Source organism: Methylorubrum sp. SL192, assembly GCF_026672325.1.
GTDB lineage: Bacteria > Pseudomonadota > Alphaproteobacteria > Rhizobiales > Beijerinckiaceae > Methylobacterium > Methylobacterium extorquens.
On record NZ_JAPPQV010000003.1, the window covers coordinates 4,010,427 to 4,025,967 of the forward strand.

Annotated in this window: 12 protein-coding genes; 10 read left to right on the forward strand and 2 right to left on the reverse strand. The window is 69.4% G+C overall.

The features are described from left to right. The first annotated feature begins 19 nt into the window (after window positions 1–19). Window positions 20–466, forward strand: a complete 447-nt coding sequence (locus OVA30_RS19405) for a hypothetical protein (protein ID WP_003604676.1) — start codon at window positions 20–22, stop codon at window positions 464–466. A 3-nt stretch (window positions 467–469) separates the two neighbouring features. After that, entirely contained in the window at window positions 470–931 is a 462-nt protein-coding gene (locus OVA30_RS19410) for a peptidylprolyl isomerase (RefSeq protein WP_012255637.1), read from the forward strand. 70 nt (window positions 932–1,001) lie between these two features. Here OVA30_RS19410 and OVA30_RS19415 read toward each other — a convergent pair whose 3' ends face one another. Beyond that, the gene (locus OVA30_RS19415) at window positions 1,002–1,406 is read right to left on the reverse strand and encodes a response regulator (protein ID WP_003604678.1); all 405 of its coding nucleotides are present in this window, start codon (window positions 1,404–1,406) and stop codon (window positions 1,002–1,004) included. A 392-nt stretch (window positions 1,407–1,798) separates the two neighbouring features. On the opposite strand from OVA30_RS19415, the gene OVA30_RS19420 reads away from it, so the two are divergent. From OVA30_RS19420 to OVA30_RS19440, 5 genes are all read left to right on the forward strand, one after another. Beyond that, window positions 1,799–2,560: an ImuA family protein gene (locus tag OVA30_RS19420; RefSeq protein ID WP_012255638.1), complete on the forward strand. Its 762-nt coding sequence runs from the start codon at window positions 1,799–1,801 to the stop codon at window positions 2,558–2,560. Further along, complete coding sequence (locus OVA30_RS19425; RefSeq protein WP_268176443.1) at window positions 2,475–3,977, forward strand: DUF6504 family protein; 1,503 nt, start codon at window positions 2,475–2,477, stop codon at window positions 3,975–3,977. Before OVA30_RS19420 ends, OVA30_RS19425 begins: the two co-directional genes overlap by 86 nt. Before the next feature lie 106 nt (window positions 3,978–4,083). Further along, a complete protein-coding gene (locus OVA30_RS19430) occupies window positions 4,084–7,287 on the forward strand; it encodes an error-prone DNA polymerase (RefSeq protein ID WP_442786111.1) in 3,204 nt (1,067 codons plus the stop codon). A gap of 153 nt (window positions 7,288–7,440) precedes the next feature. Then, window positions 7,441–7,653, forward strand: coding sequence for a DUF4287 domain-containing protein (locus OVA30_RS19435; RefSeq protein WP_268176445.1), 213 nt, complete (start codon window positions 7,441–7,443; stop codon window positions 7,651–7,653). Between the two features lie 225 nt (window positions 7,654–7,878). Next, on the forward strand, window positions 7,879–8,904 hold the full coding sequence (locus tag OVA30_RS19440; protein WP_253398587.1) for a patatin-like phospholipase family protein: 1,026 nt from the start codon (window positions 7,879–7,881) through the stop codon (window positions 8,902–8,904). Window positions 8,905–9,068: 164 nt separating this feature from the next. On the opposite strand, the gene OVA30_RS19445 is transcribed toward OVA30_RS19440, so the two are convergent. Then, window positions 9,069–9,839 carry a potassium channel family protein gene (locus tag OVA30_RS19445; protein WP_015824636.1) on the reverse strand — a complete coding sequence of 257 codons (771 nt, stop codon included), beginning with the start codon at window positions 9,837–9,839 and terminating at the stop codon, window positions 9,069–9,071. A 509-nt stretch (window positions 9,840–10,348) separates the two neighbouring features. On the opposite strand from OVA30_RS19445, the gene OVA30_RS19450 reads away from it, so the two are divergent. The 3 genes from OVA30_RS19450 to fdhF all read left to right on the forward strand — a co-directional run bounded on the left by OVA30_RS19450 (window position 10,349) and on the right by fdhF (window position 15,464). After that, a complete protein-coding gene (locus OVA30_RS19450) occupies window positions 10,349–10,660 on the forward strand; it encodes a hypothetical protein (RefSeq protein ID WP_012255643.1) in 312 nt (103 codons plus the stop codon). A 63-nt stretch (window positions 10,661–10,723) separates the two neighbouring features. Beyond that, complete coding sequence (locus OVA30_RS19455) at window positions 10,724–12,442, forward strand: NAD(P)H-dependent oxidoreductase subunit E (RefSeq protein ID WP_012255644.1); 1,719 nt, start codon at window positions 10,724–10,726, stop codon at window positions 12,440–12,442. A gap of 52 nt (window positions 12,443–12,494) precedes the next feature. Next, window positions 12,495–15,464, forward strand: a complete 2,970-nt coding sequence (fdhF, locus tag OVA30_RS19460; protein WP_268176447.1) for a formate dehydrogenase subunit alpha — start codon at window positions 12,495–12,497, stop codon at window positions 15,462–15,464. Window positions 15,465–15,541: the final 77 nt, after the last annotated feature.

Genomic DNA, 15,541 nt, shown 5'->3' on the forward strand with positions numbered 1-15,541 from the left:
GGCCTGCCTCGCCCCGATCATGGCGGGCGGGGCCGATGCGTTCGACGGCATTGAACCCTGGCGCACCCTGCCCCAAACCTTGCGGGGTACGCAGCATGTGCCGCTGCCCGCCGGTGACACGGCGGCGGCCCCGGCCGATACCCTGAAGGCGCTCTACCCGGCGCTTGCCGCCTGCTGGAAGGCGCCCGAAGGGCTCAGCCGGTTCGAGCGCGTGGAGATCACGGCGCGTCTCTCCCTGCGCCGGGACGGCTCGGTGATCGGCATGCCGCAGATCACCTTCGCCAAGACGCCGTTTGCGAACACGCCGGGCGATACGAGGGCCCGAGACATCCTGATTCGGGCGACGCGCGACGCGATCGCCCGCTGCACGCCGGTCCGGGTCACTCCGGCTCTCGGCGGAGCCATCGCGGGGCGCCCCCTGGCGCTGCGCTTCATCTACGACGGACCCAGAGGACAGGGAATTTAACTCATGGCAGAGACGAACGAGACCATCGTCCTGGAGACCACCAAGGGCCGCGTCGTCATCGCGCTGCGCGCCGACCTCGCCCCCAACCACGTCGAGCGGATCAAGACGCTGACGACCCAGGGCTTCTACGACGGCGTGCCGTTCCACCGCGTCATCGACGGCTTCATGGCCCAGACCGGCGACCCGACCGGCACCGGCTCGGGCGGCTCGGAGCTGCCCGACCTCAACGCCGAGTTCAACGCCGAGCCGCATGTGCGCGGCACCTGCTCGATGGCGCGCACCAACTTCCCGCATTCGGCGAATTCGCAGTTCTTCATCTGCTTTTCCGACGCACGCTTCCTCGACCGCCAGTACACGGTGTGGGGCAAGGTGATCGAGGGCATGGAAGTGGTCGACACGATCAAGCGCGGCGAGCCCGTGCGCGATCCGGACCGGATCGTGAAGGCGACCGTCGCGGCGGCGTAAGGCTGTTTTTCCCCTCTCCTCGCCTGCGGGGAGAGGGGGCTTCTGATGTCGCGATGAAGCCGGCCGAGGCTCAGCCTTCCGGCGGCTCCCTGAGCCCCGCGGCCTCTTCGAGCCAGGTCAGGATTTCCGGGGCCCGCCAGGGCTTGGGCATGAAGGTCGCGGTGACGCGTAGGTCGCTCGGCTGGTCGCCCGCGTCGCCCGAGGTCAGCAGCAGGCGGATGCGCGGCCACGTCACGCCGATGATCCGCGCGAGTTCGAAGCCGCCGATCGTGCCCGGCGTGCGCACGTCCGAGAACACGACGTCGATCCCGTCGCCCCGCTGGTGCAGGATGTCAAGCGCACGCTCGGCCGTCTCGGCCTCGATGACCTCGAAGCCCTTCTCCTCCAGCAACTCGGCCGCGAGGTAGCGCTCATCGGGTTCATCCTCGACGACGAGAATGACGGGCCGGCGGCCTGTGGGTCGTGCGTCACTCATGACTGGTCACTCATGACCCTGATTAATCTAGAGGGCTCGCGGGAAAAACGCAGATTGCGCATCCCATACGATAACCTCCGGCAAAGTCCCCGGCAGACAATACGATAGAACGGTGGGGGCAAACGTCTGTCGTTCATGGGCAACAGCGCCTGGATTTGTTGCGCTCAAGTCGGGTCGGCATGCGCTTTTGCGTGAGATAAGCCGTCGCACCCGCTTTGCGTGCAGGGCTTGATGCGTCGCCGCCTCCCCTGGTCCAGGGTCAAGTGTGCGGTCGGAATAAAATCCGCATTTTCAACAGGGATGGCAACGCGAGGGCGGTTGACGGGTTACGGCTCAGGTGCGTTCACTGTTTGTTCTGAGCGACACCCTCCCGAGCCCCTGAACCCGCACCCATGCCCCCTCCCCGATCCCCCGACGTGCCGACGCTGGATGCGCTTCGCCGCCTGACGGACCGTACCGGGGCCGGCAGCGAACCGGCGGATTCGCGCGCCCTGCCCTTCGGGGTGACGGGGCTCGACGCGGCTCTGCCCGGTGGCGGTCTGGCCCTCGGGGCGCTCCACCAGATCCATGAGGGCGGCCCGCGCGGGCGCTACGCCGCTACCGCCGTGCTGTTTGCCGGCGGCATCCTCGCTCGGCTCGACGGTCCGGTGCTGTGGTGCCTGCACAGCCGCGATCTGTTCGCCCCCGCGCTCGCCCGGGTCGGGCTGCATCCCGACCGGGTGGTCTATTGCGAGACGTGGCGGGATGCCGAGGTGCTGCCCGCCATGGAGGAGGGTCTGCGCCATCGGGGGCTGGCCGGCGTCGTCGGCGAACTGACCCGCATGACGCTCACCCCCTCCCGCCGGCTCCAGCTCGCGGCGGAGGGCTCGGGCGTCACCGCGCTCGTCGTGCACCGCCTCTGCGCGGGGGAGGCCGTCGAGCCGGAGCCCAGCGCCGCGCGAACCCGCTGGCGGGTGGCGCCCGCCCCTTCGGAAGGAACGAACCGTCGAATGGGCCGGCCGCGCTGGCGGCTCGACTTGCAGCGCTGCCGCGGTGGGGCGCCGGGGGCTTGGATCGTGGAGGCTTGCGATGCGCAGGGTCGTCTCGCTGTACCTGCCGTCCTGGCCGACCGACCGGCTGCGCCGGAGCGGGTCCAGCACCGCGCCGCCGGATGAGCCCCTTGCCACCGTGGCGCAGGACGGTGCCCGGCGCCTTCTGGCCGGCGTCGACGCCGCCGCCCGCCGCCTCGGCCTGCGACCGGGCATGAGCGCGGCCCATGCCGGGGCGCTGGTGCCGGGCCTGCACCTCGTGCCCGCCGATCCCGAGGCGGATGCGGCGGCCCTGGCGCGGCTCGGCCTGTGGTGCCAGCGCTACGCGCCGATCGTCGCCCTCGACCCGCCCGACGGGCTGGTGATCGACATCACCGGCGCCGCCCATCTCCATGGCGGCGAGGCGCCCCTGCTCGCCGATCTCTCCGCCCGCCTGGAGCGGACGGGCATCACGGCGCGGCTCGCGCTCGCCGACACGCCGGGCTGCGCCTGGGGGCTGGCCCGCTTCGGCGAAGGGGGCATCGTGCCGCCGGGCGACGCGGCGCCGGTGCTGGCCCCCCTCCCGGTGGCGGCGTTGCGGCTCGGCGCCGAGGCCGTGCGGGCGCTGCAGGATGTCGGCCTCGCCCGCATCGGCCAACTCAGCGACAAGCCGCGGGCGGCCTTGCGGCTGCGCTTCGGTGCCGAGATCCTGTTCCGGCTCGACCGGGCGCTTGGGCACGCGCCGGAGCCGCTGACGGCGCTCGCCGCACCCGAGACCCCGCGCGTGGCCCTGCGCTTCGCCGAGCCGGTCGGCGCGCGCGAGAGCCTGGAACGGGTCGTCGCCGACCTCTGCGCCCAGCTCGTGCCGGAACTGGAGCGGCGCGGCCTCGGGGCGCGCCGGCTCGACCTCGTCTTCGTCCGCGTCGATCGCCTCGATCAGGCGATCCGAATCGGCACGGCGGGGCCGAGCCGCGACGCCACCCACCTCGCCCGGTTGCTCACTGAGCGCCTCTCTCTGATCGATCCCGGCTTCGGCATCGAGGAAGCGGTGCTCTCCGCCTCGCGGGTCGAGCCCCTGGCCGAGCGCCAGAATTCCCATCTCGCCGCCGGCCCGCAGGCGCCGGATCTCGCCGCCCTGGTCGATACCCTGCTGGTGCGCCTCGGCGCCGCCCGCGTCTACCGGCTGGCACCCGTGGAGAGCGACCTGCCCGAGCGGGCGGTGCGCCGCGTGTCGGCGCTGGCCGCCCCCCTCGGCGCGCTGTGGCCCACGGACCTGCCGCGCCCGGCTCGCCTTCTGGCGCCGCCGGAGCCGGTCATGGCGATGGCCGAGATCCCCGATGCGCCGCCGCTGTTCTTCGTCTGGCGCAACACCCGCCACCTGATCGCCCGGGCCGACGGGCCGGAGCGGATCCTCGGCGAATGGTGGGTGGCGGACACGGAAGCGGAACTCACCCGCGACTATTACCGGGTCGAGACGGAAGCGGGCGAGCGCTTCTGGCTGTTCCGCGACGGCCCGATGCAGGCGAACGGGCGCTGGTGGCTGCACGGGCTCGGCGAGGCGTGACACCGACCCGCGATGATCCATTGCGGGTCGCCACCGCGACTGCGGGGCGGCGGGCGTCCGCCGGACGCATCGCGTCTGACCTTGGTCGGAAGCGATGCAACTCAGCATGAGCACGCCGGAGCTTCAGGTCACAACGCATTTCTCTTTCCTGCGCGGCGCCTCGAGCCCGGAGGAGCTTTTTTCCGCAGCGAGCTTGCTCGGCATCCCGGCGCTCGGCGTCACCGATCACGGCTCGCTGGCCGGAATGGTCCGCGCGCATCAGGCGGCGAAGGTCACGGGCGTGCGCCTCGTCGTCGGCTGCCGGCTCGACCTCGACGATCTGTCTTCGCCGCTGCTCGTCTACCCCACCGACCGGGCCGCCTACGGCCGGCTCTGCCGCCTGCTCAGCCTGGGCAAGGCCAGGGGCGGCAAGGGCCGCTGCCGCCTGACTTGGCGCGATCTCGAAGAGTGGCAGGAGGGGTTTTTTGCAATTTTGCTCGCCGAGCAGCCGGGATCGGCGCTTCCGAACGACCTCGCGCGCTTCAAGGGCCTGTTCGGCGCCCGCGCGTCCTGCGCGCTGACGCGCCGCTTCCGCCCCGACGACGCCGACCGGCTCGACGCTTTGGCCGCCGCCGCCCGCGCCGCGCGGGTGCCCACCGTCGCCACCGGCGACATCCTCTACCATGTCGCGGGCCGGCGCCGCCTGCAGGACGTGGTGACCTGCATCCGGCTCGGGCTCACCATCGACCGGGCCGGCTTTGCCAAGGAGCGCCACGCCGACCGCTTCCTCAAACCCCCGGCCGAGACCGCGCGCCTGTTCGCGCGCTTCCCCGAGGCGCTGGTGCGGGCGGGCGAGGTCGCGGCGGCCTGCCGCTTCTCGCTGGACGACCTCGCCTACACCTACCCGACGGAAAGCCGCGAGGACGGGCTCTCGCCGCAGGAGCGCCTGGACGTCCTGACTTGGGCCGGCGCGGCACGGCGCTATCCGACCGGCGTGCCGGAGGCGGTGACGCGCCAGTTGCGCCACGAACTCGACCTGATCGGGCGGCTGGCCTACGCCCCCTACTTCCTCACGGTCGAATCGATCGTCGCCTTCGCCAATCGCGAAAAAATCCTGTGCCAGGGGCGCGGCTCGGCGGCCAATTCCGCGGTCTGCTTCTGTCTCGGCATCACCTCGATCGATCCGACGCGGCAGAACCTGCTGTTCGAGCGCTTCGTCTCGGAGGCGCGCCGCGAGCCGCCCGACATCGACGTCGATTTCGAGCACGAGCGCCGCGAGGAGGTGATCCAGTGGATCTTTCAGACCTACGGCCGCCACCGCTCCGCGCTCACCGCCATCGTCAGCCGCTTCCGCTCGCGGGGCGCCCTGCGCGAGGTCGGCAAGGTGATGGGCCTGCCCGAGGACGTGACCGGCGCCCTCAACCGCATGACCTGGTCCTGGAGCAGTGAGGGCGTCGGCGAGCGCGAATTGCGCGAACTCAACCTCAACCCCGACGACCGGCGCCTGCGCCTGACGCTGGCGATCGCCCGCGAGCTGATCGGCACGCCGCGCCACCTCTCCCAGCATCCCGGCGGCTTCGTCCTGACCCTCGACCGGCTCGACGAACTGGTGCCGGTCGAGCCGGCGGCGATGGCCGACCGTCAGGTCATCGAGTGGGACAAGGACGACATCGACGCCCTCAAGTTCATGAAGGTCGATGTGCTCGGGCTCGGCATGCTCGGCTGCCTGCGCCGCGCCTTCGATTTGCTGGCCGAGGTCAAGAACGACCCGCACGACCTCGCCTCGATCCCCTCAAAGGATGAGCCGACCTTCGCGATGATCCGGCGCGCCGACACCCTCGGCGTCTTCCAGATCGAGAGCCGCGCGCAGATGGCGATGCTGCCGCGGATGAAGCCGAAAGAGTTCTACGACCTCGTCATCGAGGTCGCGATCGTGCGCCCCGGGCCGATTCAGGGCGACATGGTCCACCCCTATCTGCGCCGTCGCGAGGGCCTCGAAGAGGTGACCTACCCGACGCCCGAGCTGAAGGCGGTGCTGGAGAAGACGCTCGGCGTGCCGCTGTTCCAGGAGCAGGCGATGCAGGTGGCGATGGTCGGCGCCGGCTTCTCGGCGACGGAGGCCGACGAACTGCGCCGCTCCATGGCGACCTTCAAGTTCACGGGCGGCGTCCACCGCTTCCAGAGCCGCCTCGTCGAGGGCATGGTTGCCAACGGCTACGCCCGCGATTTTGCCGAGCGCACCTTCAAGCAGCTCGAGGGCTTCGGGTCCTACGGCTTCCCCGAGAGCCACGCCGCCTCCTTCGCGCTCCTGGCCTATGCCTCGTCGTGGATGAAGTGCCACCATCCGGATGTGTTCTGCGCCGCGCTGCTGAACGCGCAGCCGATGGGCTTCTACGCCCCCGCCCAGATCGTGCGCGACGCCCGCGCCCACGGCGTCGAGATCCGCCCGCTCGACGTGAATTTCTCGCTTTGGGACTGCACCCTGGAGACGCTCGGTGCGGGCCGAAAACTGTTCGCGGTGCGCCTGGGGCTACGCCTCGCGAGCGGCTTGGCCGAACGGGATGGACAGCGCCTCGTGGCGGCACGCGGCGGGCGCCCCTTCGCCTCCCTGCCCGAACTGGCGGACCGGGCCGGCATCCCGGCAGCCAGCCTGACCTGCCTCGTGCGGGCCGACGCGTTCCGCTCGCTGGGCCTCAACCGGCGCGAGGCCGCCTGGGCGGTCAAGGCCCTGCGGCCCGATCCCCTCCCCCTCTTCGCCGCCCTGTCCGCACCGATACAGGCCGAGCCGGCGCAGACGGCGGAGCCCGCCGTATCGCTGCCGGCGATGAGCGCGGGCGGGGAGGTCGTCGCCGATTACTGCGCCAACGGCCTCAGCCTGCGCGCCCACCCCCTCGCCTTCCTGCGCGAGACCCTTACCACTCTGGGGGCCCGGCCCTGCGCGGCGCTGGAGCGGGTGGGCAACGGGGGGGCGATCGTCGTCGCCGGGATCGTGCTGATGCGCCAGCGGCCGGGCTCGGCCAAGGGCACGATGTTCATGACCCTGGAGGACGAGACCGGCATCGCCAACCTGATCGTCCGGCCCGAGCTGTTCGACCGGCAGCGCCGGGTCGTGCTCGGCGCCCGGCTGATGGCCTGCCGCGGACGGGTGCAGCGGGTCGGCGACGTGATCCACCTCGTGGCCGTGGAGTTGTTCGACCGCTCCGGCCTGCTGCGGCGGATCGGCGAGGAGCCGATCGCCCTGCGCACCGGCCGCGGCGACGAGACCGGCCAGAGCCTCCGACCGGATCCGCGTGAGGCCGCGCTGCCGGTGCGGGCACGGAATTTCCGGTAGCGCAACACCCGGTCGGCCTGACCCCCGCGAGGAGTCGCAATCGAGCCCGAGCTGGCGTTGACGCGCAATCCGTATCACTCTGTAGATGGCTCTGCGGTGCGGGCCGTCTGTGACCGAACCGCACTCACTCTGCATCGCCCGGAGCCTCTCGACGTGTCTGCTGAACCGATCAAGGGACCGGCCTCATACTTTCCCTCCATCGAGAAGACGTACGGGCGTCCCATCGGCGAGTGGCAGGAGATCGTGCGGAAGAGGCTTCCGGCCAAGCACATGGACTTGGTCGCGATGCTGAAGGCCGACCATGGAATAGGTCACGGACACGCCAACGCGATCGTGGCCCACGTCCTCGCGGCGGAACGGAAGTGACCCCTCTTCGGTCGCTGTTCGCCCTCAACACGCCTGCGCGCATTCAGGCCGGCTGGCCGTTCATCCGAGGCGCCGCTCCTCGCCAACCGCGAGGGCTTACCGGTCGCTGATCGAACAGGATGGCCGGCCGCCGGGTTAGTCCGAGCGCGAGGGGGGCCACGATGATCCTGCGAACGGGCGCGGTCTGGCTCGGTCCACCGCGAAGAAAAAAGGTCCGTTCCGTCGATGCAGACAGTCTCCCAACCGCGCGACACCGCCATTGTGTTCGGCGGCGGCAACGCGCTCGGTGCCTATCACGCGGGCGCCTTCGAGGTTTTGCAGGCCCGCGGAATCCGGCCGGACCGATTGGTGGGCGCCTCGATGGGGGCCGTCACCGGTGCGATCATCGCCGGCAACGCGCCGGAGGATCGGATTGAGCGGCTTCACCGGTTCTGGAACGAGGCGACCCTGCATACCGGCCTCTCCGGAACCGATTTCCTGAAGCCGCGACAGTACTACAATGCCCTCCACTCGCTCCTGACGCTGGCCTGGGGGCGGCCCAGCATCTTCACGCACCGCTATCCCGGCCTGTGGTCGGCCCTGCCCTGGGTGCCCAACGACGTGGCCCTGTTCGACCACAGGCCCCTGCGCGCCACGCTCGAGCGTCTGGTCGATTTCGAGCGCCTGAATCGGGCCGAGATCCGGCTCACCATCGCCTGCATCGATGTGGCGACCGGCGAGGAGGTGTTCTTCGACAACACCCGCCAGACGATCCAGCCCGAGCACATCCTGGCCAGCGCCGCCCTGCTGCCGGCGTTCCCGCCGGTCGAGATCGATGGCCGGATGCTGTGCGATGCCGGCTACACCAACAACCTCCCCCTCGATCCGCTGTTCGAGCCCGAGCCGACCCGCGACCTGCTCTGCATCGCCCTCGACCTGTTCTCGCTGCGGGCCGATCGGCCGCGCTCGCTCGACGCGGTGCTGGAACGGGCCAACGATCTCATCTTCGCCAGCGCCGCCCGGCGCGCAGTGACGGGACTGGCGCGCAGCTACGCCCTGCGCGAGCGGCTCGATCCGGACGGCCCCGCCGCGACGCTCTTGCACATCGTCCATCAGGCCGGCGCGGACCAGCTCGCGTCGAAGAGCTTCGACTTCTCCCCCTCCTCGATCCGCGACCGCTGGGAGGCGGGTGCCCGCGACATGGAGCGGGGTCTCGACCGCCTGGCGGAACTGCCGACTTCCGGCGGGCGCTTCCACTACGAGTGCCCGTGAGGGCCGGGTGCCGACAAGGCGTTGCCCCGAACGGTAAAAGCTGGTTCTCGAAATGATCCTTCAGGCTTGCAACGCGTCGGCTTAACCGTGCGCGGGGCCGCTGCCGGCCCCTTGCGGATCACCCATCATCCCCGCATTCCGCGCGTTTGCAGGCGGCCTGGAGCTCAGTCATCGCCCTCGTCAGGGATCTTCATCAGGTTGCCGCAGGCCTTGCAGTGCACGGCGTCGGGCTCGTGGCGTTGCAGCCCGCAGGCGTCGCAAGGGAAGCGCACTTTGTAGGGACGGAACACCACCTGAGCGAGACGGAAGAACAGCGTCACCCCGCAGATCATCACGAAGACCGAGAGCAGCCGCCCGGTGGGGCCCGGTAAGGTAATATCGCCGTAGCCCGTCGTCGTCAGCGATGTCACCGTGAAGTACAGCGCATCGATCGGCGTCTGGATGGCCGGGTTGGTGTTGTGCTGCGTCGCGTAGACAATGCCCGTCATCGTGAAGACGAACACCACCAAGTTGGTAGCGGCCAGAATGACATCTTCGTTGCGGCGGAACAGCTTGCTGTCCTTCCGCAGTCGCTCCAGCAGATGGTAGGTGCGCAGCAGGCGCAGCGTGCGCAGAACGCGCAGGAACCCGATGCCTTCGACCACCACCGGGGCGAGGAACGAGGCGATCGCGATCACGTCGGTCCAGGTGCTCAGGTGCAGGAACTCGCGCGCGGGGGCGCGGCTGATGCTGAGGCGGGCGGCAAAGTCGAGCAGCACGCAGACGCCCAGCACCAGGTCGCAGGCGATGATCCAGGGCATCAGCGGCAGGAACGAGGTGACCATGACGAAGGCGATCGTCGCCACGTCGAAGACGAGCAGGGCGTAGCGGAAGCGGTGCGCCCGTCTGGTCTCGCCCTCGTACAGATCGTGTATCGTCGCGGTCAGAGTTGCCATGGATCGCCGGCCTGAAGGGAACTGAGCCTATGAGCTCTGTGTCGGCAGGTATCCGGCCACGAAGCCTTTTGCGTCGCCTGTCCGCCGGGACAACCGCAGCAGGCTGATCGCCGCCGGCAGCGGCACGCCCGAGGCCGCCCGAACCCGTTCCGACAGCCGGGTTTCCATGGCGCCTGAACGGCACTTGGGCAACTGACGGCGCAAGATGGTCCCAGCCCTGTTGCCAGAGACATCAGCGAGCGGGGAGATGCGGCGGTGAAGTCGGATCGTCAGGCTGGGCTTGCGGCAGAGGTTTCGCCGTTGTCGTCAACCCCTGTCTTGCCGCCTGGATGCGATGGGACCGGGCCTCGAGGCGGCGTGAAACGCTGGTGGGGTATGCTCCACATGCAGTTTAATATAATGACAATCTGACGTAATCCCTGCATTATATCGCCTGATTTCAGACCGGGCCCCCTACAACTCAGGCGAGCGAATATGCAAAGCCTCTCCTATTCCACCCCTGTGCAGGCATGATCATGGATGTCAGCCGCCTCGCGGCCGCCGTTACGGATGCTTATGCCGCGCAAGCTAAGCCGCCGCTTACGCAGGAATTGATCGCCCAGGTTCGAGATGTCCTGGTGAAGGCTTTCGAAGCCGAAGGCGGCGGATCGTCGGGCGCCGATCGTCTGGAACGACTGAACGCCGCGCTCGACGCGTTCGAGACGGAACTCGACGCCGTCGTCGGTCCCCGTATCGCTTCGCTGGACGAGGCATCGGGAGCGGTCGCCATGCGGACGCGCTCCGAGGCGGGGCAACCGCTGCGCGCCTTCGGCGGCCAGTAGCCGCTCCACTCCCCGGCACTTTTCCGTCCCTCCGTCCCCATTAGTTGGAACACAGGTCGCGTCATGAGTGAGGCAAGTGGGACTGTCCGGAGCTTCGCGCATCCGGGCCGTGGCCGTAACGTCGCCCGCGCCGTGCCGAAGGGGCGTCAGGTCGATCCCCACGCCAAGGTCGAGATCGAGGAGCTGCTCGGCACCCGTTCGCGCCAGCGCGACCTGCTGATCGAGCACCTGCACCTGATCCAAGACACCTACGGCCAGATCAGCGCCGACCATCTCGCGGCGCTGGCCGACGAGATGAGCCTCGCCTTCGCCGAGGTGTTCGAGACCGCGACCTTCTACGCGCATTTCGATGTGGTGAAGGAGGGTGAGGCCGACATCCCGCGCCTGACGATCCGGGTCTGCGACAGCATCACCTGCGCGATGTTCGGCGCCGACGAGCTGCTGGAGACGCTGCAGCGCGAACTGGCCTCGGATGCGGTCCGCGTCGTGCGCGCGCCTTGTGTCGGCCTATGCGACCACGCCCCGGCGGTCGAGGTCGGGCACAACTTCCTGCACCGGGCCGACCTCGCCTCCGTGCGCGCGGCGGTCGAGGCCGAGGACACCCACGCCCACATTCCCACTTACGTCGATTACGACGCCTACCGGGCCGGTGGCGGCTACGCGACCCTGGAGCGGCTGCGCAGCGGCGAACTGCCGGTCGATGACGTGCTGAAGGTGCTCGACGACGGCGGCCTGCGCGGCCTCGGCGGCGCCGGCTTCCCCACCGGCCGCAAGTGGCGCTCCGTGCGCGGCGAGCCCGGGCCCCGGCTGATGGCGGTCAACGGCGACGAGGGCGAGCCCGGCACCTTCAAGGACCAGCTCTACCTCAACACCGACCCGCACCGCTTTCTGGAAGGCATGCTGATCGGTGCCCACGTCGTCGAGGCCGCCGAGGTCTACATCTACCTGCGCGACGAGTATCCGATCTCCCGCGAGATCCTAGCCCGCGAGATCGCGAAGCTCCCCGAGGGCGGCACCCGCATCCACCTGCGCCGGGGCGCGGGCGCCTATATCTGCGGCGAGGAATCTTCGCTGATCGAGTCGCTGGAGGGCAAGCGCGGCCTGCCGCGGCACAAGCCGCCCTTCCCGTTCCAGGTCGGCCTGTTCAACCGCCCGACGCTGATCAACAACATCGAGACGCTGTTCTGGGTGCGCGACCTGATCGAGCGCGGCGCCGAATGGTGGAAGAGCCATGGCCGCAACGGCCGCGTCGGCCTGCGCTCCTACTCGGTTTCGGGCCGGGTCAAGGAACCGGGCGTCAAGCTCGCGCCCGCCGGCCTGACCATCCAGGAACTCATCGACGAGTATTGCGGCGGCATCTCTGACGGCCACAGCTTCGCGGCCTACCTGCCGGGCGGAGCCTCGGGCGGCATCCTGCCGGCCTCGATGAACGACATCCCGCTCGATTTCGGCACGCTGGAAAAATACGGCTGCTTCATCGGTTCGGCCGCGGTCGTGATCCTGTCCGATCAGGACGATGTGCGCGGTGCTGCGTTGAACCTGATGAAGTTCTTCGAGGACGAGTCCTGCGGGCAGTGCACGCCCTGCCGCTCGGGCACGCAGAAGGCCCGCATGCTGATGGAGAACGGCGTGTGGGACACCGATCTCCTCGGCGAGCTGGCGCAGTGCATGCGCGACGCCTCGATCTGCGGTCTCGGTCAGGCGGCCTCGAACCCCGTCAGCACCGTGATCAAGTACTTCCCCGACCTCTTCCCGGAGCCGCGGGCCGTGGCGGCCGAGTGACGCCCAGCCCGACGATGTCTCCTCACACGATGCCAGAGCCTGGAGCGGACGCATGAGCAACGGCCCCGAACCGCACGGCAACAAGATCGAACAGCCCGAGATCCGCGCCGACGAACGTCAGGATGCCGGCGGGCCGGCAAATGGCGCGCCATCGACCTCCGGCGGTGCCTACTCGCAGGGCGCCAAGTCGGGTGGCCAGGCCGCGCCCGACCCTTCGGGCACCTACGGCATCAAGGACGCCCCGGTCGCGCCCGCGACCATCGCCTTCGAGTTCGACGGCCAACAGGTCGAGGCCCAGCCCGGCGAGACGATCTGGGCGGTCGCCAAGCGCCTCGGCACGCATATCCCGCATCTCTGCCACAAGCCCGATCCGGGCTACCGGCCGGACGGCAATTGCCGCGCCTGCATGGTCGAGATCGAGGGCGAGCGCGTGCTCGCCGCCTCGTGCAAGCGCACGCCCGCCATCGGCATGAAGGTGAAGTCGGCCACCGAGCGTGCCACCAAGGCCCGCGCCATGGTTCTCGAACTGCTCGTGGCCGATCAGCCCGAGCGCGCGACCTCGCATGACCCGTCGTCGCATTTCTGGGTGCAGGCCGACGTCCTCGATGTGACCGAGAGCCGCTTCCCGGCGGCCGAGCGCTGGACCAGCGACATCAGCCACCCGGCGATGAGCGTCAATCTCGACGCCTGCATCCAGTGCAATCTCTGTGTGCGCGCCTGCCGCGAGGTTCAGGTCAACGACGTGATCGGCATGGCCTACCGCGCCGCGGGCTCCAAGGTCGTGTTCGACTTCGACGATCCGATGGGTGGCTCCACCTGCGTCGCCTGCGGCGAGTGCGTCCAGGCCTGCCCCACCGGCGCGCTGATGCCGGCCGCCTATCTCGACGCCAACCAGACCCGGACGGTCTATCCCGACCGCGAGGTGAAGTCGCTCTGCCCCTATTGCGGCGTCGGCTGCCAAGTCTCCTACAAGGTCAAGGACGAGCGCATCGTCTACGCCGAGGGCGTGAACGGACCGGCCAACCAGAACCGGCTCTGCGTGAAGGGCCGCTTCGGCTTCGACTACGTCCACCACCCCCACCGCCTGACGGTGCCGCTGATCCGCCTGGAGAACGTGCCCAAGGACGCCAACGATCAGGTCGATCCGGCCAACCCCTGGACGCATTTCCGCGAGGCGACCTGGGAAGAGGCGCTCGACCGTGCGGCGGGCGGCCTGAAGGCGATCCGTGACACCAACGGGCGCAAGGCGCTGGCGGGCTTCGGCTCGGCCAAGGGTTCGAACGAGGAGGCCTACCTCTTCCAGAAGCTCGTCCGCCTCGGCTTCGGCACCAACAACGTCGATCACTGCACGCGCCTGTGCCACGCCTCGTCGGTGGCGGCGCTGATGGAGGGCCTGAATTCCGGCGCCGTCACCGCTCCCTTCTCGGCAGCGCTCGACGCCGAGGTCATCGTCGTCATCGGCGCCAACCCGACGGTGAACCATCCGGTCGCGGCGACCTTCCTCAAGAACGCGGTGAAGCAGCGCGGCGCCAAGCTGATCATCATGGACCCGCGGCGCCAGACGCTCTCGCGCCACGCCTATCGGCACCTCGCCTTCCGCCCCGGCTCCGACGTGGCGATGCTCAACGCGATGCTCAACGTGATCGTCACGGAGGGCCTCTACGACGAGCAGTACATCGCCGGCTACACCGAGAACTTCGAGGCTCTGCGCGAGAAGATCGTCGACTTCACGCCGGAGAAGATGGCTTCGGTCTGCGGCATCGATGCCGAGACCCTGCGCGAGGTCGCCCGGCTCTATGCCCGGGCCAAGTCGTCGCTCATCTTCTGGGGCATGGGCGTCAGCCAGCACGTCCACGGCACCGACAACTCCCGCTGCCTGATCGCGCTCGCCCTCATCACCGGCCAGATCGGCCGGCCCGGCACCGGCCTGCACCCGTTGCGCGGCCAGAACAACGTCCAGGGCGCGTCCGATGCCGGCCTGATCCCGATGGTCTACCCGGACTATCAGTCGGTCGAGAAGGATGCGGTGCGCGAGCTGTTCGAGGAGTTCTGGGGTCAGTCCCTCGATCCGCAGAAGGGCCTCACCGTGGTCGAGATCATGCGCGCGATCCACGCGGGCGAGATCCGGGGCATGTTCGTCGAGGGCGAGAACCCGGCGATGTCCGACCCCGACCTCAACCACGCCCGCCACGCGCTGGCGATGCTCGACCACCTCGTGGTGCAGGACCTGTTCCTGACCGAGACCGCCTTCCACGCCGACGTGGTGCTGCCGGCCTCGGCCTTTGCCGAGAAGGCCGGCACCTTCACCAACACCGACCGGCGTGTGCAGATCGCCCAGCCCGTCGTCGCCCCTCCGGGCGATGCGCGCCAGGATTGGTGGATCATCCAGGAACTGGCCCGACGCCTCGACCTCGACTGGAACTACGGCGGCCCGGCCGACATCTTCGCCGAGATGGCGCAGGTGATGCCGTCCTTGAACAACATCACCTGGGAGCGGCTGGAGCGCGAGGGGGCGGTGACCTATCCGGTCGATGCCCCGGACCAGCCCGGCAACGAGATCATCTTCTATGCCGGCTTCCCGACCGAGAGCGGGCGCGCCAAGATCGTGCCCGCGGCGATCGTGCCGCCGGACGAGGTGCCGGACGACGAGTTCCCGATGGTGCTCTCGACCGGCCGCGTGCTCGAACACTGGCACACGGGCTCGATGACCCGGCGCGCGGGCGTGCTCGACGCGCTGGAGCCGGAGGCGGTGGCGTTCATGGCACCCAAGGAGCTCTACCGGCTCGGTCTCCGGCCCGGCGGGTCGATGCGGTTGGAAACACGGCGCGGCGCCGTCGTGTTGAAGGTGCGCTCCGACCGGGACGTGCCGATCGGCATGATCTTCATGCCCTTCTGCTACGCGGAGGCCGCTGCCAACCTTCTGACCAACCCCGCCCTCGACCCCCTCGGAAAGATTCCCGAGTTCAAATTCTGCGCAGCCCGCGTCGTCCCCGCGGAGGCTGCGCCGATGGCCGCCGAGTAAAGCGTGTGACGGGCGGCGCGTTCAGGCGCGCCGCCCGGTCTGCCGTGCTTCCCGCACGGCAACGAAGAATCAGGTCG